At 71.4% G+C, this 20,389-nt stretch carries 19 protein-coding genes; 5 read left to right on the top strand and 14 right to left on the bottom strand.

Annotated elements, in window-relative coordinates:
* Nucleotides 1–4 precede the first annotated feature (4 nt).
* From ABT041_RS15130 to ABT041_RS15080, 11 genes are all read right to left on the bottom strand, one after another.
* Nucleotides 5–976 (bottom strand): endonuclease/exonuclease/phosphatase family protein, encoded by a 972-nt coding sequence (locus ABT041_RS15130; RefSeq protein WP_351184049.1) that lies wholly within the window; start codon nucleotides 974–976, stop codon nucleotides 5–7.
* Complete coding sequence (locus tag ABT041_RS15125; protein ID WP_351184047.1) at nucleotides 973–2,076, bottom strand: endonuclease/exonuclease/phosphatase family protein; 1,104 nt, start codon at nucleotides 2,074–2,076, stop codon at nucleotides 973–975. Before ABT041_RS15125 ends, ABT041_RS15130 begins: the two co-directional genes overlap by 4 nt.
* Nucleotides 2,069–3,112, bottom strand: coding sequence for a glycosyltransferase family 2 protein (locus ABT041_RS15120; RefSeq protein ID WP_351184045.1), 1,044 nt, complete (start codon nucleotides 3,110–3,112; stop codon nucleotides 2,069–2,071). Before ABT041_RS15120 ends, ABT041_RS15125 begins: the two co-directional genes overlap by 8 nt.
* A 12-nt stretch (nucleotides 3,113–3,124) precedes the next feature.
* Nucleotides 3,125–4,177, bottom strand: a complete 1,053-nt coding sequence (locus ABT041_RS15115; protein WP_351184043.1) for an NAD-dependent epimerase/dehydratase family protein — start codon at nucleotides 4,175–4,177, stop codon at nucleotides 3,125–3,127.
* Nucleotides 4,171–5,604: an aspartate aminotransferase family protein gene (locus ABT041_RS15110; RefSeq protein WP_351184041.1), complete on the bottom strand. Its 1,434-nt coding sequence runs from the start codon at nucleotides 5,602–5,604 to the stop codon at nucleotides 4,171–4,173. The genes ABT041_RS15115 and ABT041_RS15110 overlap by 7 nt, the downstream gene beginning before the upstream one ends.
* Nucleotides 5,562–6,563 (bottom strand): lysylphosphatidylglycerol synthase domain-containing protein, encoded by a 1,002-nt coding sequence (locus ABT041_RS15105; RefSeq protein WP_351184039.1) that lies wholly within the window; start codon nucleotides 6,561–6,563, stop codon nucleotides 5,562–5,564. Before ABT041_RS15105 ends, ABT041_RS15110 begins: the two co-directional genes overlap by 43 nt.
* On the bottom strand, nucleotides 6,560–7,522 hold the full coding sequence (locus ABT041_RS15100; protein WP_351184037.1) for a UbiA prenyltransferase family protein: 963 nt from the start codon (nucleotides 7,520–7,522) through the stop codon (nucleotides 6,560–6,562). Before ABT041_RS15100 ends, ABT041_RS15105 begins: the two co-directional genes overlap by 4 nt.
* Before the next feature lie 34 nt (nucleotides 7,523–7,556).
* Nucleotides 7,557–8,576, bottom strand: a complete 1,020-nt coding sequence (locus tag ABT041_RS15095) for a glycosyltransferase family 2 protein (protein WP_351184035.1) — start codon at nucleotides 8,574–8,576, stop codon at nucleotides 7,557–7,559.
* Between the two features lie 186 nt (nucleotides 8,577–8,762).
* Nucleotides 8,763–9,041, bottom strand: a complete 279-nt coding sequence (locus tag ABT041_RS15090; RefSeq protein WP_351184033.1) for a hypothetical protein — start codon at nucleotides 9,039–9,041, stop codon at nucleotides 8,763–8,765.
* Nucleotides 9,042–9,067: 26 nt separating this feature from the next.
* Nucleotides 9,068–9,274 carry a hypothetical protein gene (locus ABT041_RS15085; RefSeq protein WP_351184031.1) on the bottom strand — a complete coding sequence of 69 codons (207 nt, stop codon included), beginning with the start codon at nucleotides 9,272–9,274 and terminating at the stop codon, nucleotides 9,068–9,070.
* Between the two features lie 417 nt (nucleotides 9,275–9,691).
* Nucleotides 9,692–10,456, bottom strand: a complete 765-nt coding sequence (locus ABT041_RS15080) for a GntR family transcriptional regulator (protein ID WP_053649500.1) — start codon at nucleotides 10,454–10,456, stop codon at nucleotides 9,692–9,694.
* Between the two features lie 285 nt (nucleotides 10,457–10,741).
* Between ABT041_RS15080 and ABT041_RS15075 the strand changes: the two genes are divergently transcribed.
* From ABT041_RS15075 to ABT041_RS15060, 4 genes are all read left to right on the top strand, one after another.
* Nucleotides 10,742–12,037: an extracellular solute-binding protein gene (locus tag ABT041_RS15075; RefSeq protein WP_351184029.1), complete on the top strand. Its 1,296-nt coding sequence runs from the start codon at nucleotides 10,742–10,744 to the stop codon at nucleotides 12,035–12,037.
* 182 nt (nucleotides 12,038–12,219) lie between these two features.
* Nucleotides 12,220–13,242 carry a carbohydrate ABC transporter permease gene (locus ABT041_RS15070; protein WP_351184027.1) on the top strand — a complete coding sequence of 341 codons (1,023 nt, stop codon included), beginning with the start codon at nucleotides 12,220–12,222 and terminating at the stop codon, nucleotides 13,240–13,242.
* 86 nt (nucleotides 13,243–13,328) lie between these two features.
* Nucleotides 13,329–14,108, top strand: a complete 780-nt coding sequence (locus tag ABT041_RS15065; protein ID WP_351184116.1) for a carbohydrate ABC transporter permease — start codon at nucleotides 13,329–13,331, stop codon at nucleotides 14,106–14,108.
* A 9-nt stretch (nucleotides 14,109–14,117) separates the two neighbouring features.
* Complete coding sequence (locus tag ABT041_RS15060) at nucleotides 14,118–15,641, top strand: glycoside hydrolase family 3 protein (protein ID WP_351184025.1); 1,524 nt, start codon at nucleotides 14,118–14,120, stop codon at nucleotides 15,639–15,641.
* A gap of 67 nt (nucleotides 15,642–15,708) precedes the next feature.
* Here ABT041_RS15060 and nagB read toward each other — a convergent pair whose 3' ends face one another.
* Complete coding sequence (nagB, locus tag ABT041_RS15055) at nucleotides 15,709–16,494, bottom strand: glucosamine-6-phosphate deaminase (RefSeq protein ID WP_351184023.1); 786 nt, start codon at nucleotides 16,492–16,494, stop codon at nucleotides 15,709–15,711.
* 581 nt (nucleotides 16,495–17,075) lie between these two features.
* Between nagB and ABT041_RS15050 the strand changes: the two genes are divergently transcribed.
* Complete coding sequence (locus ABT041_RS15050; RefSeq protein ID WP_351184021.1) at nucleotides 17,076–18,542, top strand: sensor histidine kinase; 1,467 nt, start codon at nucleotides 17,076–17,078, stop codon at nucleotides 18,540–18,542.
* 149 nt (nucleotides 18,543–18,691) lie between these two features.
* Here ABT041_RS15050 and ABT041_RS15045 read toward each other — a convergent pair whose 3' ends face one another.
* The gene (locus ABT041_RS15045; RefSeq protein WP_003953983.1) at nucleotides 18,692–18,949 is read right to left on the bottom strand and encodes a WhiB family transcriptional regulator; all 258 of its coding nucleotides are present in this window, start codon (nucleotides 18,947–18,949) and stop codon (nucleotides 18,692–18,694) included.
* A gap of 316 nt (nucleotides 18,950–19,265) precedes the next feature.
* Nucleotides 19,266–20,234: a diacylglycerol/lipid kinase family protein gene (locus ABT041_RS15040; RefSeq protein ID WP_351184019.1), complete on the bottom strand. Its 969-nt coding sequence runs from the start codon at nucleotides 20,232–20,234 to the stop codon at nucleotides 19,266–19,268.
* Nucleotides 20,235–20,389: the final 155 nt, after the last annotated feature.

The raw sequence follows: 20,389 nt of genomic DNA, 5'->3' as shown, positions 1-20,389 counted from the left end.
TTTCTCAGACGGAGACGGTCAGTTCCTGGACCCGGTGGTCCGAGAGGCCCTCCGCGTCGCGGAAGCGGTACGAGCCGACCCGGGCGCCGCCCCCGGTGAACGCCCAGTCGATCCGCCAGAGCCGCAGCCGCGCGCGGGCGTTCCAGCTGGCCGGCAGGACCGAACGGCAGGCGCCGATCGCGTCGCGCAGGGTGCGGGGCATCCGGCGGATGTCGCCGATGGCGGCGCTCGTGTTGAAGTCCCCGGTCACCAGGACCGGGTGCGGGTTGGACCGCAGGTCGGCGACGAGCGCCGCGTACTCCCGGTCGCGGGCCGCCGCCCGGCGCCGCATGTCCCGGAGGAAGGCCGGCCGCAGCGGGTTCATGACCGTGAGCTGGACCGGGATGTGCACGTTGTACGTGGACAGGACGCCGTGCCCGACCCGCAGGTCCACCCGGAGCGAGCAGGCGCCGACGGGCACGGGCGGCCCGGCGGGCGGGAACCGGGACAGGGTCACGGAGTTGTTGTCGACGGCCAGGTGGTGGCGGGGGAACGCGGCCCGCAGCCGCTCCTCGTCGTCGATGTCCCAGACCTCGCCGCCCTCGAAGCCGTTCAGGTACTCCTGGAGGACGTACACGTCGGCGTCGAGCGACCGCAGGAAGGCGTAGAAGCGGTCGGGGTCGCCGCCCTGGTTCCAGTGCTGGGTGTTCCAGGACACGAGCCGCAGGCCCTCCTCCCCGGCGCCCCGGCGGAGGGACCCCCGCAGGTTGAGCCCGTTCTGCCGCCAGGCCACGAGGAGACATCCGGCGGCGAGCGCCGCCGCGGCCCACCCGCCCGTGACCGCGGCCGCGGCGAGCAGGACGAGCGGGACGACGGCGAGCGTGGCCGGCGGAAGGAGCGAGACCGCGAGCCACGGCCACCAGCGGCCGTTGAGCACGAGGTGCAGGGCCAGGAACACCGCCCAGCCGAGCGCGCAGGACAGGACCATCGCCGTCATCCACTCCCGGGCAGCGCGACCCACAGGTCCTGCACGGCATGGTCGGACAGCTTCTCCGGTGTGCCGAACGCGTACCGCTCGGCCCGTGCCCCGTTCCCGGTGAACGCCCAGTCGGTCCGCCAGAAGGGCTTCCAGCCGCCCTCCTCCCAGCTCGTCGGGTACGGGTCGGTGCTCACCTCCGCCGCGTCGGCGAGGCGCTCCCGCAGCGGGTCGAGGTCCGACATCGCGGCCGTCGCGTTGAAGTCGCCGGCCACCACCACCGGGTTCCGGTTGGCGGCCAGGTCGGCCTCCAGGCCCTCGTACTGGGCGCGGCGCGGGGCGAACCGTTCCCGCATGTGGCGGTAGAAGGCGGCGGAGAGGAGCCCGTCCGGCATGCTGTTCCACACCGGCATGTGCACGTTGTAGAAGGACACCGCGCGCCCCCTGACCAGCACGTCCGTCCGCAGCACCTTGTTCGCGCGGTACTCCGCCTGCCAGTCCGCGCCGGGCCCCACCTCACGCGCCGGGCCCACGGCCGGCTGCCGCAGGATCGGGAAGCGGGAGAGCGTCACCAGCTCGCCCCGGACCGCCACCTGGTAGCCGGGGAACTCCCGGCGCAGCCGCGCCAGGTCGTCGATCGGCAGCTTCCCCTTCCGGTCGGCGGTGACGTGCTGGTACTCGTGCAGCAGGTAGACGTCCGCGTCCTTCGCCTTCAGGAAGGCGTAGAAGTGGTCCTGGGTGCCGAGGAGCTGGTTCCACGAGTTGGTGTTCCAGGCGAAGACCCGTACGGCGTCCGGGCCGGGGCGGGGCTCCGCCCGCCACAGCGCGGCCGGGTCGACGCCGGACTGGCCGAAGCCGAGGAGCAGGGCCAGCGCGGCGGCGCCGACGGTCCGCCACCGGGCGGCGCCCCGGGCGAGCGGGGCGAGGGCCGCGAGCAGCGGCGGGGCCAGCAGGAAGGCGGCGGGCGGGACGATGCCGACCAGGTTGCCGAGCCAGAACCGGCCGTCCGCCGCCCACTCCACGAGGAGCAGGACGAGCCAGGCGAGGGCCGCTCCCAGGACGAGCCGGTTCCGGCGGTTCCGTACGGGCACGGGCCGAGCCGGGGCGAGCGTGTCAGCCACGGGAGGCACCCACGGTCACCGGCGCCAGGTCCGGCCGCGGCTGCGGGTCGTACAGGTGCCGGAACCGCTTCGAGCACAGCCACTGCACGCCCGCGACCCCGATCGCCGCGAACACGGTCAGGTTCACCAGGAAGTTGACCGCCACGAAGTACCCGAGGAAGAGCCGTCCCCGGTGCCGTCGCACCTCCCGGTACATGTCCAGGTCGCCCCAGACGCCGAGGAGGAACAGGGCGAGCGGGAGCAGCGCCCACGCGGCCCCCCACAGCAGGGGCGCGGCGAGCGCGGCGACCGTCAGGGGAGCGGCGAGGCTGGCGCCCGCGCGCGGTCCGGTGACGAAGCCGCCCTGGAGGTGGCGCCGGCCGAGGATGAGCGGCACGGCGAGCCGGGCGCGGGCGAAGACCTTGTCGAGGACGATCCGCACGGTGTCGTCGTGGTCGTGCCGGCCGCGTACCTCCAGGGAGCTGAGGACCGTGTACCGCTCGGAGATCCGGCGGCCGTAGTCCTGGTCCTCGGTGTGCCGCAGGATCGGGTTGAACGGTCCGACCTCGTCGAAGACGGTCCGGGGCATGGCGAGGATCGCGGTGTGGACGGTGTCGATGACCCCCTCGGACTTCAGCAGCAGGTAGTACTGCTGGAGCGAGCGGTACTCCTCGATGAGGCTGTCCCGGATGAGCGGTTCGGGCTCGTAGGTGCCGCAGATCGCGCCGTACCCCTGCCCGGAGCCCAGGAGTTCGACGGACTTGGCGACCGCGTCGGGGTGCATGGCGACGTCGGAGTCGAGGAAGACGAGGATCTCGCCGGAGGAGAGCTCCGCGCCCAGGTTGCGGGCGACGGCGACCCCGCTGTTGACGCCGGTGGACACCACCCGGGCGCCGGCCGCGGCGGCGATCGCCGCGGAGTCGTCGGTGGAGCAGTCGTCGACGACGAGGACCTCGATGTTCGGGTACGTCTGGGCGAGGGCTGCCTCGACGCACAGGCCGATGGAGCGGCCGTAGTTGTAGTTGGGGACGATGACGGAGACCAGGGGGAGGGACATGGAAGGGTTCTCCTAGAAGAGGACCTTGGCGAGGGAGAGGGCTCCCTGCCGCCAGGGTTCGACGCTGGTGACGCCCTCGCTCTTCTTCGCGGGGCGGGCGCCTGCGGTGCGCTGCTGCTCGCGCCACCAGGCGAAGGTGCGCAGGATGGCGTCCTGGTTGGAGTGCTTCGGCCGGAAGCCGAGGACGTCCCTGGCCTTGTCGGTGGAGACGAAGCTGTCGTCGAGGAGCTTGTGGAGCAGGCGGCCGTAGACGGGTGAGAGGCCGGAGCGCTGGAGCAGGCTGAGCGCGGCGAGGGCGGGCTTCGCGGGCAGCGAGCGGACCCGCTTGCCGTGTCCGGCCGCGTCCAGGACGGCCTGGAAGTCCTCGCGTATCGTGCCGAACTCGGTCGCGCCGAGGTTGAAGGTGTCGTCGGCCCGCTCGGCGGGCGCCTCCATCGCGGTGACGACCGCGTCGACCAGGTCGGACACGTCGAACATCTGGATGCGGACGTCGCCCCGGCCGAGGACCGGGAAGTTCCGGCCCTCCTCGGCCCACTCGAAGAGCATCGCGAAGAGCCCCATCCGGCCCGGGCCCAGGAAGGTCTTGGGCCGCAGGATCGGCAGGCACATCTCGCGGCCACGGAAGCGCTCCGCGACCTCCTCGGCCTCCGCCTTCGCCGCGCTGTACGTGTCGACGGGCTCCCGCGGGTACTCCTCCGGGGTCGGCACCGTCTTCGGCAGCCCGTACACGGCGGTCGAGGAGATGTGCACGACCCGGGGCACGGCGTTCGCCTCGGCGGCCGTCAGGACCGCCTCCGTCCCGCCGACGATCACCGAGCGGATGGTGTCCGCCGGGTAGCTGGGCAGGGCGGCGGCGCAGTGCACCACCACGTCGGCGTCGGCCGTGACCCGCTTCATCGTGACGGTGTCCCGGACGTCCGAGACCGTGTGGGTCAGGTTCGGGTGCTCCGTGCGCGGGGCCCGCAGGTCCACGCAGTGCACCTGCCGGCCCTCGTCGAGCAGCCGCTCGATCAGGGTCGAACCGAGCATTCCGGCACCGCCGGTGACCACGACGCGCTCTACCACAGCGACGACACCTTCTCCTTGACGAAACGGGTGAGCAGACGGGGCAGACCCTGGGCCAGGGTCTTGTCGAGGCAGTCCAGGAAGAACTCCACCTCGTGCTCCTCGGCGACCAGCGAGGGGGCGACCATCAGCGGGTTGTCGCCGTTGAGCGTGTAGTACGTGTAGACGCCGTGGTCCCGGTACAGGGCGTTGACCACCGACGAGGTGATGAGCTTGGTGCGGAAGCGCGGGTCCTTCGTCATCGCGCCCGGCACCAGCTTCGTGACCAGCTCCAGGATCTTCGGGCCCTTGTGCAGGAAGACGCCGTGCAGCGCGCCGTGGCCGCGGACCTCGGCCACCACGTCCGGGTACTCCTTCGCGATCCGCTCCAGACCCGGGGCGAGGATCCGCTCGATGTTCCGGGCGCGGGCCGGATAGTCGTCCTCGACGGCCACGTTGACGGCCTCGATGGCGGTGACCGCCTCCTCGCCGAAGCCGTAGTAGGTGGTGGACGTGGACTGGAGGAGGGCGTCCGTGAGGTTGTCGTAGGCCTTGCGGAAGACCGGCTCGCGGGCCACGAAGGCGGAGATGGAGGACTTGCCGCCGCCGAAGGACTTCGAGGTGGTGAGGATGTCGGGGACCAGACCCTCGTACCGCATGAAGTGGAAGAGGGTGCCGGTCTTGCCCCAGCCGGTGTAGATCTCGTCGAAGAGCAGCACGATGTTCTCGGCCGTGCACAGCTCCCGCAGCCCGCGCAGGAACTCCTCCGAGCACTCGTTCATCGTGGACGCCGACAGCGGCTCGATGAGGATCGCGTACACATCGGACTCGCCCTTGGCGGTGCGCAGTTCGGCGACCAGCTTCCGTACGGAGTCCAGGTCGCCGTACCGGAAGATCCCCACGCCGGGGATGCCGGGGAACTGGAACGTCGACGCGTTCTGGCCGGTCAGGCTGCCCGAGCCGAGCAGCTTGCCGTGGAAGGAGATGTCGGCCCGCAGCACCCGGGAGCGCCGGCCGCCGTGGTACTTGTACGCCAGCTTGACCGCGCCCTCGACCGCCTCCGCACCGGAGTTGGGGAAGAACGACATGGTGAGGTCGCCGGGCAGCAGCTCCGCCAGGTTGTGGCCGAGGGCCGCGATGTACGGCGAGAAGTAGGTCTTGTGGACCTCCATGCTCTTGCGTTCCTGGAAGCGCTGCCGGGCGGCGAGGATCCGGGGGTGGTTGTGGCCGTGGTTGAGGACGCCGACCCCGCCGGTGAAGTCGAGGACGCGGCGGCCGTCGCGCTGGGTGATCCAGACGCCCTCGGCGCTCTCGACGAGCTCCTGGCCGAAGCCGAAGGAGGTCATCAGGGAGACCTGGCTCTTGTTGACGTGGTCCTTGTACAGGCCGTGGACCTGCTTGGTCGTCAGCGACTCGCAGTCGTCGACGGTGTAGAGCTGACCGGACACGGGATTCCTTCGGGAGAGTCGGGAACGTGGGGGGAGTGGCGGGGCAGGGTGAGGAGCAGGGCGGAGCCGCCGACCAGGACTTCGCTGAGCGTGCAGACCACCCGGCTGGCCACCGCGACCGCGGTCGCCTCCTGCCAGGGCAGGACGGCCGTCAGTGAGAGCAGCAGCAGGGCCTCGCGGGCGCCCCAGCCGTCCGGCAGGACGACCACGAGGCTCGCGGCGGCGGTGGCGAGGGCGAAGCCGCCGACGCAGACCGGCAGCGCGGTCAGCGGCGGGGCGCCGAGCATCACGGCGAGCGCCCACAGGTGCAGTCCGGACACCGCCCAGGAGGCGGTGGCGGCGGCGAGCGCCCGGCGCACGCCCCGGGCGCCGGCCCGGGCCTGCGGTGCGGGCCGCCGGGCCAGCCGGGCGGCGGACGCGGCCAGCCGGTTGAGCAGGTGCGGCTTGACGGCCAGGACGAGGGTGAGCGCGCCGGGCAGCACCAGCCACCAGGCCCCGGCGCCGAGCGTCCAGGGCGCGGCGAGCGGTCCGACGGCGAGGCCGGTGAGGACGGCGACGATCAGGTTGAGCAGGAAGACGGCGAGCACGACCGGCGCGGGCACCCCGGCGGCGCCGGCCATCCGCAGCTGGGCGAGGACGCCCCAGACGGCACCCGGCACGTACTTGCCGAGGTAGGACGTGAAGTAGATCCGGGTGGTGGTCCGGCCGGGCAGCCGCGGGCCGAGGTCGGCGAGCAGGCTGCGCCAGGTGGCCATGGTGAACAGGACGGCGACGGCGTTGGCGGCGAGGGCGAGGAGCAGGTACGGGACGGAGCCGGGCCGCAGGACGAGCGCGGCGAGTTCTCCGGCCCGGTCGTACAGCGCGAAGCCGATGCCGGTGACGACGGCGAGCGGGAACAGGATCCGCAGCAGCCGCGGGAGGAGTGCGCCGCCGGGCCGGGGGGCGGTGGCCGTGGTCATCGGCCGAGCCGGTCGAGCAGCCACGCGCCGGCCAGGAGCGCCGACCAGAGCAGTGCGTTGGTCACCGTCATCCGGTCGGCGAACAGGGCCCGGGTGGGGTTGCCGCCGCCGGAGTCGACCACGATCAGCTGGAGGTAGCGGGCGAGGCCGAAGAGCGCGAAGGGCGCGGTGAGCACGGCGACGAGCGGCCCGTGCGCGCCGAAGACGGGGCTGGACTGCACGTGCAGCACGTAGCTGACGGCCGCGAGGACCGCGGTGAAGCCGAGCAGCTGGTCGAGGAAGCCGACCGTGTAGCCGCGCAGCGCGGGCCGGTGCAGCACTCCGCCGACGGCCATCTCGTGCCTCCGTTTGCCGAGGATCAGCAGCAGGCAGAGGGTGAGCACCCCGAGGGCGAGCCAGCTGGGCACGGGGTTCCCGGAGGCCAGACAGCCCTGGGCGAGGCGCAGCACGAACCCGAGGGCGACGATGAACACGTCGAGCAGCGGCACGTGCTTGAGTCCCCTGCTGTACGCGGCGTTCAGCGCGACGTACGCGGCGACCGGCCACCAGGCGGCGGGCGCGGTGGCGCCGGTGACGACGGTCAGTGCGACCGTCGTGGCGAGGAGCAGCGCGAGGGCGGCCGCGTAGGCCACGGCCGTGCCGACGCCGATCCGGCCGGCGGCGATCGGCCGGTGCCGTTTCTCCGGGTGGCGCCGGTCGCGGTCCCGGTCGCCGATGTCGTTGACGAGGTAGATCAGCGCGGACGCGAGGGTGAAGACGGCGATCGCGGCGAGGGTCCCGCCGAGGGCGCCCGCGTCGAGGCGGGGGGCGCCGAGCAGGCCGAGGGGGACGACGACCAGGTTCTTCGTCCACTGTCCGGGGCGGACGAGGGCGGTGAGGTCGGCGAGCAGACTGGGGGGACGGGAGGCCGGCGGACGGACCGTCGGTGCCTCCCGTCCGGTGAGCGTGGGCGTGGCCATGGACGTACTCCTGTGGGGAGGGTCGTACGGGTGGTCATACGGAGGTGGTGGCGGTGGGGACGGCCCGGCGGCGCACGCTCGGGCCGAAGTCCGGCTCGGTGAGCCAGCGGACGGCGCCGCGGGCCGCGCCGAGGACGATCGCCTGGTGCAGGACGAAGTGGACGGCGGTGAAGTAGAGGAGGAAGCCGGGTCCCCTGGTCCGCAGCGCGAACCGGCTCAGGCCCGGGTCGGCGCAGGCGAAGAGCAGTGCGCACAGGGCGGGGACGAGCAGCAGCCAGGGGGAGAGCAGACCGAGCGGCAGGGTGGGGAGGGTCAGCGCGGCGGCGAGGACGCCGAGCGGCCGGTTGGCGGTGAGACCGCCCTCGCGCATCTGCCCGAGCGCGGCGATCAGCAGCTGGGAGCGCCGGTACTGCTCCGAGAGCATCGCCCCGAGCCGGTCCACGTCGTCGTGGCGGCCGCGGATGGCCTCGGTCATCAGGATCCGGTGGGTGCGGACGAGCCGGCCGCTGTACTCGACGTCCTCGGAGTCCCGGAGGTTCTCGTCGAAGGGACCGGTCTCCTCGAAGACCCGCTTGCGGATCGCGCCGAGGGCGAAGAAGGCGGTGCGGACCTCGCCGGCGGCCCGGTGGCGCCAGAAGTGGGCGTGCAGCGCGTGGTAGCGCTCCACGGGCCCGTCGTCGAAGAGCGGTTCGGGGTCGAGGACTCCGTGGACACAGCCGAGTCCTGGGTCGTCCGCGAGCAGGTCGGCGGCGTTCGCGAGGGCCTCGGGGTGCAGGGCGGTGTCGGAGTCGAGGAAGAAGAGGACCTCGCCGCGGGCGGCGGCGGCGCCCATGTTGCGGGCGGCGGACACCCCGCGGTTGTGGGGGTTGGCGATGAGGACGACGTCGAACTCGCGGGCGATGTCCCGGGACCGGTCGGTGCTGGCGTCGTCGACGACGATGACGTCGAGCGGGGCGTGGGTCTGGGCGAAGACCGAGGTGAGGCAGGCGCGGAGGGTCTTCTCGTAGTTGTAGTTGGGGATGATGACGGACACGCTGGGACGGGCCCTGGGCATGGGGGTTCCTTGGGAGGTGGGGGCTCTTCGCGAGGTGGAAGGCTCTGCGAGAGGTGGGAGCTCTTCGCGAGGGGCGAGGCTCTTCGCGAGTCGGGGGCCCTTGAGAGGTGGGGCTCTTCGAGGGGCGGGGGCTCTTCGAGGGGCGGGGGCTCTTCGCGAGGCGGGGGCTCTTCGCGAGGTGGGGGCTCAGAGGAGCCGGAAGTCCGCGATGCGGTGGCGGGAGAGCTCGGGGGAGTGGCCGAGGAGGAGCCGGGAGAGCCGCAGCGCGTGGCCGACGGCCTCGATCTCGTCGGGGCCCCGGATGTAGAGGGCCAGCCGGACCGTGCGGTCGAGGACGAGTGCCCGGGCGGACTCGAAGCGGTCCTGCGGCCGGGCGACGCGGTGCAGCGTCTCGACGAGCCGTGCGGCGGACGGGGCCGGTGGGGGGTCGGCGTCCGGGGCTGGCTCGTCTTCCGGTGCCCTCATCGAGACGCCGATGAGGTAGATGGGGATCAGCCCCAGGAGAAGCCGTCGTTGCCGTCGGAGGGCTGCGGGGTCTCGGTCGCGGTCACCTCGGAGGCGGTGACCGGGGCGGTTCCGGCGGGCGCAGGCTGGGCGGCCAGGACGAGGGTCAGCGCGGCCGCGGCGGGGACGGCCAGCGCGGCGACGGCACGGAACTGAATGCGGGCGAACGTGGCGAAACGGGCGCTGCTGGGCATGGCGGGGCTGCCTTTCGGGTCGGTGCGGAGTGGGCGTCGCGGGGGGTGGTCCCCCGGGCCGCTCCGGGGCTCTGCCGGGCGGCTTCGACATGTCCAAGACTGGCCTGCCGGGGGTGCCCTGTCACCGGAAAACGGCTGGCGCCAACCGCGTGGCCGCTAGGGGCCAGCGCGTGCCACGGGCCTTCGCGCGCCGCCCACCAGGGGGTTTCCGGGAGGCGTCACGTTCCTGCCAGGCGGAAGGTGCCGGGCGCCCGTCACGTCCCCGCGCGGCCTTCGTGCGCCCTCCCGAGACGCCGGACGGCCCGCCGGCGGGAGACCTCGGGGTGGTGGCCGGAAACGCCGAACGGCCGCACCCCCCGCCGGGGTGCGGCCGTTCGTGCCGTACGTACGGGAAGACCCCCGTGCGTACGGGAAGGCTCAGCCGTTGGGCCGCTTCAGGCGCGCCACGAACTTGTACCGGTCGCCGCGGTAGACCGACCGTACCCACTCCACCGGCTCGCCCTGGGCGTCCAGGGAGTGGCGGGAGAGCATCAGCATCGGCAGGCCCACGTCCGTGCCGAGCAGCCCGGCCTCGCGCGGAGTGGCGAGGGAGGTCTCGATGGTCTCCTCGGCCTCGGCGAGGTGCACGTCGTAGACCTCGGCGAGCGCCGTGTACAGCGAGGTGTACTTCACGAGCGAGCGGCGCAGCGCCGGGAAGCGCTTGGCCGACAGGTGGGTGGTCTCGATCGCCATCGGCTCGCCGCTCGCGAGGCGCAGGCGCTCGATGCGGAGCACCCGGCCGCCGGCCGAGATGTCGAGCAGCCCGGCGAGGGTGTCGTCGGCCGTCACGTATCCGATGTCGAGGAGCTGCGAGGTGGGCTCGAGGCCCTGGGCCCGCATGTCCTCCGTGTACGAGGTGAGTTGCAGGGCCTGGGAGACCTTGGGCTTGGCCACGAAGGTGCCCTTGCCCTGGATGCGCTCCAGGCGGCCCTCGACGACCAGCTCCTGGAGTGCCTGGCGCACGGTGGTGCGCGAGGTGTCGAACTCCGCGGCGAGCGTGCGCTCCGGCGGGACCGGGGTGCCGGGCGGCAGGGTCTCCGTCATGTCGAGCAAATGCCGCTTGAGCCGGTAGTACTTGGGCACGCGCGCGGTGCGGGTGGGTGTCCCGCTCTCTGTCTCCGTACTGCCCGCGTCCGTGGCCATGGCCTGCCTTCCCGACTCCTGTGCTGCTGCCGTCACCGGCTCCTCCGTCTGTCGCGGCTCACATGGTGGCACGGACCGGTCACGGGTCGTCGCCCTCCCTCAGGTGTCGGTCCGATAACGGACGCGACTGCCCTTCTTATACACCCTTGACACCCCTAAAGGTCTAGGCCAAGCTCCGGGTACTGGTCTAAACCATTAAAGACCAGGTCCCAGCCCCACGAGCACTACCTGACGTATGTCTTCGCGCGGTGGGCAGGGGTTGCAGGCATCCCTGAGGAGGGTGGCGTGAAGCGCAAGCTCATCGCGGCGATCGGCGTCGCGGGCATGATGGTCTCCATCGCTGCGTGTGGTTCGGACACCGACGGCGGCAAGGACGGCGGCAAGTCGACGGCCGGGGGCGACAAGACCCTGACCGTCTGGGTCATGGACGGTTCCGCGCCGGACGCCTGGATGGCCGAGGTGAACAAGGCCTTCGAGGCCAAGCACCCGGGCGTCAAGGTCAAGGTCGAGAAGCAGATCTGGAACGGCATCCAGGAGAAGGTCACCACCGCCCTCTCCGAGGACACCCCGCCGGACGTCCTGGAGCTCGGCAACACGCAGACCGCCGGCTACGCGGTCACCGGCGGTCTCGCCGACCTGTCGGGCGACAAGGCCAAGCTCGGCTACGACGCCTGGAACAAGGGCATGGTCGCCTCCAACGAGCTGGACGGCAAGCTCTACTCCGCCCCGTGGTACGCCGCCAACCGCGTCGTCGTCTACGACAAGGCCGCCTTCAAGAAGGCCGGCGTCACCCCGCCGAAGACCCGCGCCGAGTGGATCGACGGCCTGAAGAAGCTCAAGGCCTCCGACCCGAAGCAGCAGGCGATCTACCTGCCGGGTCAGTCCTGGTACGTCCTCGCCGGCCTCATCTGGGACGAGGGCAGCGACCTCGCGGTCAAGGACGGCGACAAGTGGAAGGGCAACCTGTCCTCCCCCGAGGCCGCCAGCGCCATGAACTTCTACAAGGAGCTGGCGTCCTACTCCACCGCTCCGAAGGACAAGGACGAGGCGACCCCGCAGCAGTCCACCGACATCGTCCCCAAGGGCGGCGTGGCGTCCTGGATCGGTCTCGGCTGGGAGGCCGGCGGCGCCATCGACGCCATGAAGAAGGCCGGCAAGACCGCCGACTTCGGCTACTTCCCGATCCCGGGCAAGACCGCCGACAAGCCGGGCTCCGTCTTCCTCGGCGGCTCCAACCTCGCCGTCGCCGAGCGCTCCCAGAACAAGGAGCTCGCGAAGGAGTGGCTGGCCCTCGCCGCCGGCAAGGAGTTCATGACGAAGTACGCCGCCGCCACCGAGGGCGCGCTGCTTCCGAACACCGACTCCGCGCAGTTCAAGCCCGCCGCCGGCTCCTTCGCCGAGGCCATGGCCGCTTCCTCCGCCTCCGGCAAGGTCACCCCGGTCACCCCGGGCTGGGCGAACGTCGAGACCGCCCCGAACCCGATCAAGGACTACATGACCAAGGTCCTGAAGGGCGAGGACGCCAAGAAGGCCGGCGAGGCGGCCGACAAGGTCATCAACGAGCGCATCAACCAGCAGTAATCCGTAGCCCCGGTGGTGGGGGGGGGGGGGGGGCCGCCCCCCCCCCCCCCCCGGGGGGGTGGGGGGGGGCGCCCCCCGCCCCCCACCACCGGCGCGTTGCAGCGATGCAGTGACCAGCGGCCCGCTCCCCCGGGCCGCGCCCCGGTGGGCGCGGGAGCCCCAGAACCGCGAGGAATAAGACCATGACCGTGGACTCCCAGGGGACGGCGACCGCCGGTCCCCAGGACGCGCCCGGGAGGGCGGCAGGGAAGTCTCAGACTCCGCCATCCTCTTCGGGCCCGAAGGAAGTCCTTCAGCCGCCACGCGGCAGGCGCTCCCTGCCCAGCGGGGTGCTGCCCTACCTGCTCGTCGCGCCTGCCCTGCTGTCCATGGCGGTGCTGCTGCTCTACCCGCTGATCCGCAACGTGATCCTCTCCTTCCAGGAGCTCAACCGGAAGGAGTTCATCACCCGCGAGACGGTCTGGACCGGCTTCGACAACTACACCCAGCTCCTCGGCGACGGGGACTTCTGGACCGTCGTCGTCCGCAGCGTCGTCTTCACCGCCGTCAACGTCGCCCTCATCATGGCGATCGGCACCGGCATCGGCCTGCTGCTCAACCGCCTCGGCAAGAAGATGCGACTGGTCCTCTCGCTGGCCCTGATGTTCGCCTGGGCCATGCCGATCGTCGCCTCCGTCACCGTCTTCCGCTGGCTCTTCGACGAGCAGTTCGGCGTCGTGAACTGGCTGATGCGCACGCTGGGCTTCTCCGGCTACGACCAGCACAACTGGTTCGAGACCGGCTTCTCCACCCTCGTGATCGTCCTGATCCTGCTCGTCTGGGGCTCCGTCCCGTTCGTCGCCCTCAACATGTACGCCGGCCTGACCACCATCGGCACCGAGCTGTACGAGGCCGCCAAGATGGACGGCGCCAGCGGCTGGCGCACCTTCTGGGCCGTGGTCTTCCCGAACCTGAAGTCCTTCTTCATGATCACGACGTTCCTCGAGATCATCTGGATCTTCAAGGCGTTCGCCCAGGTCTACGCCATGAACCTCGGCGGCCCCGACCGCGGCTCCGAGACGCTCCCGGTCTTCGCCTACATCGAGGGCGTCGGCCAGTTCCACTACGGCGTCGCCGCCGCCATCTCCATCCTGACGATCGTGATGCTCATCGCGGTCATGTCCTTCTACTTCCGCCTGATCCTGAAGGAGGAGGAGGAGCTGTGAGCGCCGCCACCACCCCGACCCCGCAGAAGCTCCGCACCAGGAAGCCGCTCACCGTCGCCGCGGTCGCCAAGAACCTCGGCGCCCTCGTGCTCGCCGTCGTCTTCGTCTTCCCGGTCTACTGGATGTTCTCGTCCTCGCTGAAGCCGCAGCACGAGATCATGACGAAGGACCCGGTCTTCGTCTTCACCCCGACCTTCGAGAACTACTCGACCGCGACCGGCGTCGACCTCTTCTGGACGTACGTCACCAACAGCCTCACGGTCACCATCGGCGCCGTGCTGCTCGCCCTCGTCGTCGCCCTGGCCGCGAGCTTCGCGATCGCCCGCCTCAGGTTCCGGGGACGCAAGGGCATCGTCCTCATCGTGATGATGGCGCAGATGGCCCCCTGGGAGGTCATGGTCATCGCGATGTACATGATCTCCCGTGAGAACGACCTGCTGAACAGCATCCCGATGCTCACGCTGATCTACTTCGTCATGGTCCTCCCCTTCACGATCTGGACCCTGCGCGGCTTCATCGCCGCCGTCCCGGTCGAGCTGGAGGAGGCCGCGCAGATCGACGGCTGCACCCGGGGCCAGGCCTTCCGCAAGGTGATCTTCCCGCTGCTCGCCCCCGGCCTGATGTCGACCTCGCTCTTCGGCTTCATCACGGCCTGGAACGAGTTCGCCATGATCCTCATGCTGAACAAGGAGAAGGAGTCGCAGACCCTGACGCTCTGGCTGACCCAGTTCCAGACCGCGTTCGGCAACGACTGGGGCGCCACCATGGCCGCCTCCACCCTCTTCGCCCTCCCCGTGCTCGTCGTCTTCCTCTTCCTCCAGCGCAAGGCCGTCGGCGGCATGACCGCCGGCGCGGTGAAGGGATAACGGACCCCCATGCCCACACTCGTACACGGCTCGGACACCCTGACCCGTGACGCGCTCACGGTCCTCCAGCCCGGCTTCGTCGGCACCACCGCCCCCGACTGGCTGCTCCGCCGCATCGGCGAGGGCCTGTCGTCGGTCGGCCTCTTCGGCCGGAACATCGTCGACCCCCAGCAGCTCGCCGCGCTCACCGCGCAGCTGCGCGCCGAGCGGGACGACGTGCTCGTCGCCATCGACGAGGAGGGCGGGGACGTCACCCGCCTCGAGGTCAAGCAGGGCTCGTCCTTCCCCGGCAACTACGCGCTCGGCAGCGTCGACGACGTCGAGCTCACCCGGGCCGTCGCCCGCGAGCTCGGCCGCCGGCTCGTGCAGTGCGGCGTCGACCTGAACTGGGCACCGTCGGCCGACGTCAACTCCAACGCCGAGAACCCGGTCATCGGCGTCCGCTCCTTCGGACCGGACCCGGACCTGGTCGCCCGGCACACCGTGGCGTACGTCGACGGCCTCCAGGGCGTGGGGGTCGCGGCCTGCACGAAGCACTTCCCCGGACACGGCGACACCAACGTGGACTCCCACGACGCGCTGCCCCGGATCGATGTGGACCTCGCCACACTGCACGCCCGTGAGCTGGTACCTTTCCGCGCGGCCGTCGCCGCGGGTACCAAAGCGGTCATGAGCGCGCATATCCTGCTCTCCGCGCTCGACCCCCACCGTCCGGCCACCCTGAGCCCGCAGATCCTCACCGGTCTGCTGCGCCAGGAGCTGGGCTTCGAGGGGCTGATCGTCACCGACGGCATGGAGATGCAGGCCGTCGCGGCGACGTACGGCATCGAGCGCGGATCCGTCCTCGCGATCGCGGCGGGCGCCGACGCCATCTGCGTCGGCGGCGGGCTGTGCGACGAGGACACCGTGCTGCGGCTGCGCGACGCGCTCGTCAACGCGGTACGGACCGGTGAACTGCCCGAGGAGCGGCTGGCCGACGCCGCGGCGCGCGTGCGCGCCCTGGCGGCCTGGACCCAGGCGCACCGGGCCAGGGGGGCTGGATCGGTGCCGGGCGTGGCATCACAGGAGGGGACCGCGCCCGGCACCGACATCGGGCTCGTGGCGGCCCGCCGGGCCGTCAAGGTGACCCGGGGGGAGCATCAGCACACGCCGATGACCAGGGCTCCCTACGTGGCCGCCTTCACGCCCGTCGCCAACTTCGCGGTCGGCGACGAGACGCCCTGGGGCATCGCGGCCGAGCTGGAGCGCCTGCTCCCCGGCACGGAGACCGGCTCGTACGACGAGTCGTCCGTGGCCGACGTCCTGGCCGCCGCGGGGGAGCGGCGGATCGTCGCGGTCGTACGGGACGCCCACCGGCACCCGTGGATGACCGAGGCCCTGGACGGCCTCCTCGCGGCCCGCCCCGACACCGTCGTGGTCGAGATGGGCCTCGACGAGGCGGAGCCCCGCGGGGCGCTGCACATCGCCACGCACGGCGCGGCCCGGGTCTGCGGCCGCGCGGCGGCGGAGGCCGTGGTCGGAACCGGCGCCTGACGGAGCGGACGTACGAAAGGGGCCCGGCACCTGATCCAGGTGCCGGGCCCCTTCGCGTGCGTGCTGCTCAGATGCCCTGCCAGGACGGCTTGTTCGCGTAGGTGTGGCGGAAGTAGTCCGCGAGCTTCAGCTTGGAGGCGGCCGCCTCGTCCACGACGACCGTGGCGTGCGGGTGCAGCTGGAGCGCGGAGGCCGGCACGAGCGCCGCGACCGGGCCCTCGACGGTCTGCGCCACGGCCTCGGCCTTGCCCTCGCCGGTGGCGAGGAGCACCAGGTGACGGGCCTCGAGGATGGTGCCGATGCCCTGTGTGATGACGTGGTGCGGGACCTGCTCGATGTCGTCGTCGAAGAAGCGGGCGTTGTCCACGCGGGTCTGCTCGGTGAGCGTCTTGATCCGGGTGCGGGAGGCGAGTGAGGAGCACGGCTCGTTGAAGCCGATGTGCCCGTCGGTGCCGATCCCGAGGATCTGCAGGTCCACACCGCCGGCCTCGGCCAGCGCCCTGTCGTACGCCTCGCAGGCCGCCTGGACGTCCTCGGCGGAGCCGTCGGGGCCCATGAAGGCATCGGGGGAGAGCCCGAGCGGCTCGACGACCTGGCGCAGGACCGTGGAGCGGTACGACTCCGGGTGCCCCGCGGGCAGGCCCACGTACTCGTCCAGCTGGGCGATCCGCGCCCGGGAGGCGTCCACGGCGCCGGCGGACACCCGGGCGACGAGGGCGTCGTAGATCGGGATCGGGGTCGAGCCCGTGGCCACGCCGAGCAGCGCGTCGGGCTTGCGGCGCAGGAGGTCGGCGATGCCGTCCGCGATGAGCTCGCCGCCGGCCTTGGCGTCCTTGACGATGACAACTTCCACGCTGTGCCTGCCGATCTGGTGAGGGTCCGGTGGTATAGACCAATCTAAGTCCAAATCTAGCAGAGGGGAGCCCGTCTCCTCATGCTGTTCGCGGGGGCCGTCCCGCCCTCTGGGACGGCGCTCGGGGCGGCGCCCCGGGGCGGCCCTCGGAGCGGTGCTGGGGGTGTCGCCCGGAGCGGCGCTCTTCTCATCGTCGGCCGCGGCCGTACGGGCAGCCACTCGGGGCGCGGGGGAGGCGAGGGGTGCGGGGGAAGGCCCCGGAAAAACCCGCGGGCCGCGGCGCCCGGCGGGACCCTCAGCCCGCCCGGCACCGCAGCCCGGAGTTGCCCGGCCGGGGGTGTGCGGTCCCGCGGCCGTGTGGGAGGTCTCGACGCAGTCAGGGCAGAGAGCGTCGGGTACCTCGTTCCATCCTCCTGTGCGGGGAGGATGGAGGCTCTATCACGTTCATTGTGGACTAGACCATTCTCGTCTGTCCATCCACAGGAACGCGGTCTTTCCGGGCCCATCCTCCAACACGGAGCCCCGGAGATCCAGGTTCACCGCCCCTGTAATTCCGCAGGTACGCTCGCACCGTGCCCTCCATGAACGACCTCGTCCGCCAGCACACCGCCCTGAGCGACTCCGACCTCGAGTGGCTCCACCTGCTGGTGTCGGAGTGGCAGCTGCTCTCCGACCTCTCCTTCGCCGACCTCGTGCTCTGGGTTCCCACCCTCGACGGCACCCGGTACGTCTCCGTCGCCCAGATGCGGCCCAACACCGGCCCGACCTCCTACCAGGACGACATGGTCGGCCATCTGGTCCCGCGCGGCCGCCGCCCGCTGCTCGACGCCGCCCTCGACGAGGGCCGGATCGTCCGCGAGGGCGACCCCGAGTGGCGCGAGGAGGTCCCGGTGCGGGTCGAGTCCATCCCCGTGCGCCGCGAGGGCCGGGTCCTCGGCGTGATCGCCCGCAACACCAACCTGCTGACCGTCCGCACCCCCTCCCGGCTGGAGCTCACCTACCTCCAGTCGGCCTCCGACCTCGCCCAGATGATCGCCGCCGGAACGTTCCCCTTCCCCGGCGAGCAGGTCGACATGGACTCCTCGCCGCGCGCCGGCGACGGTCTCGTCCGCCTCGACGCCGAGGGCGTCGTCCAGTACGCCTCTCCGAACGCCCTCTCCGCGTACCACCGGCTCGGCCTCGCCGCCGACCTGGTCGGCCAGGACCTCGGCCAGATCACCGCCGAACTCGCCCCCTCCCGCGGTCCGGTGGACGAAGCCCTGGTCAAGCTGGCCTCCGGCTACGCGCCCCGAGAGTTCGAGGTCGAGGGCAACGGCGGCGTGATCCAGCTGCGGGCGATCCCGCTCAAGCCCAAGGGCACCCGGATCGGTTCGCTCGTCCTGCTCCGGGACGTCACCGAACTGCGCCGCCGCGAGCGCGAGTTGATCACCAAGGACGCCACCATCCGGGAGATCCACCACCGGGTGAAGAACAACCTCCAGACGGTGGCCGCCCTGCTCCGCCTCCAGGCCCGCCGGATGGATTCCGACCGCGGCCGCGAGGCCCTCAACGAGGCCGTGCGGCGCGTCGGTTCGATCGCCATCGTGCATGAGACGCTGTCCCAGAACCTGGACGAGCGGGTCCAGTTCGACGAGATCGCCGACCGGGTCATCGCGATGGTCGCCGAGATCTCCCCCGGCAAGGTCACTTGCCGGCGCAACGGCCGCTTCGGCATCCTCGACGCCGAGGTCGCCACCCCGCTCTCCATGGTCCTCACCGAGATCCTGCAGAACGCGCTCGAACACGCCTTCGCGCAGGGCGAGCAGGGCACGGTCGAGGTCAGCGCCGTCCGCGGCGAGACCCGTTCGGACGCCCGGCTCCTGATCACCGTCCAGGACGACGGCCGCGGCCTGCCCGAGGGCTTCGACCCGCAGCGGGCCGGCAACCTCGGCCTGCAGATCGTACGGACCCTGGTGGAAGGGGAGTTGGGCGGTTCCTTCGACATGCTGCCGGGCGCCGAGCGCGGCACGAAGGTGGTCCTCGACATCCCCGTGCGCCCGCAGAAGTAGCCGTACGGGCAAGCGCACAGCAGCGAGCCCCGGACCGAAGGGAATCGGTCCGGGGCTCGAATGCTGTGGGTTACTGCTGCGCGCTGCGGCTCGGGGCGGTGATTGCGTACGCGGTGTACGCGCCGCTTGCCTCAGGCTGTGCAGGTGGCTCAGGCGCTGGCGTTACGCGCCCGGTTGCGAGCGGCACGGCGCTTCATCGCGCGGCGCTCGTCCTCGCTGAGGCCACCCCAGACGCCGGAGTCCTGGCCGGACTCGAGCGCCCACTGCAGGCACTGCTCCATGACGGGGCAGCGGCGGCAGACGGCCTTGGCTTCCTCGATCTGCAGCAGCGCAGGACCGGTGTTGCCGATGGGGAAGAACAGCTCGGGGTCTTCCTCACGACAAACGGCGTTGTGACGCCAGTCCATGGCTGCTACCTCTCTCAGTGTTACGTGCGAGTTGCTTGTGAATGTGAACGCTTTCACGAATCCCCCCGCAAGGGAAGGGCCGACTGCCAGGTGAACTGGTGTGGTCCGTTACTGAGGAGGGGTTCTGGCTCTCAGTGGAGGCCGGTCTTGCGGGCCGTCCCGATCGCCAAGAAGAGACTCCCAAACCCCAGGGGCGGATACAACCCCTTCCGGAAAGTTTTTTTTGATTCCTCGGTGTCGGCTAGGTCACAGCCGTACTTCTAAGGGGTGGATGCGCGCCTAAACGTTCGAGTGAAAGGACTTTGGGCCCTTCCACTCACACAATCACACGCAGTGCACGGCGAACGCCTGTGAACGTCACGCTCGTACGCAGTCCGAGGTGGTCTCCGTCCATCTGCAGGGGGAGGGGTACCTTCGAATGCAAGGTGAAGTCGGTCAGGTCGTGCAGAGACACGGCATGCTTGCCGCGCGGACCCCGCTCCGGGGTCGAGGTGAGCAGCTGGGTGGCGTAACGGGCCACCGCCGGGGTGGAGAGCCGGCGCAGTCCGAGGACGTCGAGCGCGGTCTCGAAGGACGCCTCCGGGGACGCGTACACCGGGCGATTGCCCAGGTAGGTCCAGGGGGAGGTGTTGCAGATTATGGAGAGGACCAGGTCCTCGACCGGCTCCGCGCCGGGGCGCTCCAGGGTGATCGTGCCGTGCCGGCGGTTCGGCTCCTCCAGGAACTGGCGCACCACCTGGCGCAGATAGAGGGCGTGGGTCGATCTCTTCCCGCGCTCGCGCTGCTGTTCGACCCGGCCGATGACGCTCGCGTCGAAGCCGAGTCCGGCGCAGAAGGTGAACCAGCGCTCGGGTACGGATTCGTCCTCGGTGCCCGGAGTGCCGGACGCGAGCCCGAGGCTCACCGTCCGTGTCCGCCGCTCACGCAGCGCGTCGAGCAGGGCGCCGGTCGCCTCCACGGCGTCGTTCGGCAGTCCGAGGGCGCGGGCGAAGACGTTGGTCGAGCCGCCGGGGACGACCGCGAGGCTCGGCAGCCGGTCCGGATCGGGCCCCTCGTGCAGCAGTCCGTTGACGACCTCGTTCACCGTGCCGTCCCCGCCGAGGGCCACGACCAGGTCGATGTTCCCTGCCTCGGCTGCCCGCCGGCCCAGGTCGCGCGCATGCCCCCGGTACTCGGTGGTGACCGCCTCCAGCTTCATCTCGCTGGCGAGCGCGTGGATGAGCACGTCACGGGTGCGGGCACTGGTGGTGGTGGCTGCCGGGTTGACCACGAGAAGTGCGCGCATGACCGCCAGCGTACCTACCCGGCGGTACCGCGGCCCAGCCCAGCCCGCTCCCCGGACACCCCGCGACGGGGCCGGGCGGGACTCGATCCCCGGACGCCTCCCGAGCGACCGTGCCGGGCTCGACCCCCGGACGCCCCCGAGGGTCGGGCCGGGCT

Origin of the sequence: Streptomyces sp. NPDC002825 (genome assembly GCF_040295385.1) — a bacterium.
Taxonomy (GTDB): Bacteria; Actinomycetota; Actinomycetes; order Streptomycetales; family Streptomycetaceae; genus Streptomyces.
This window is presented reverse-complemented; position numbering and strand designations above follow the sequence as displayed.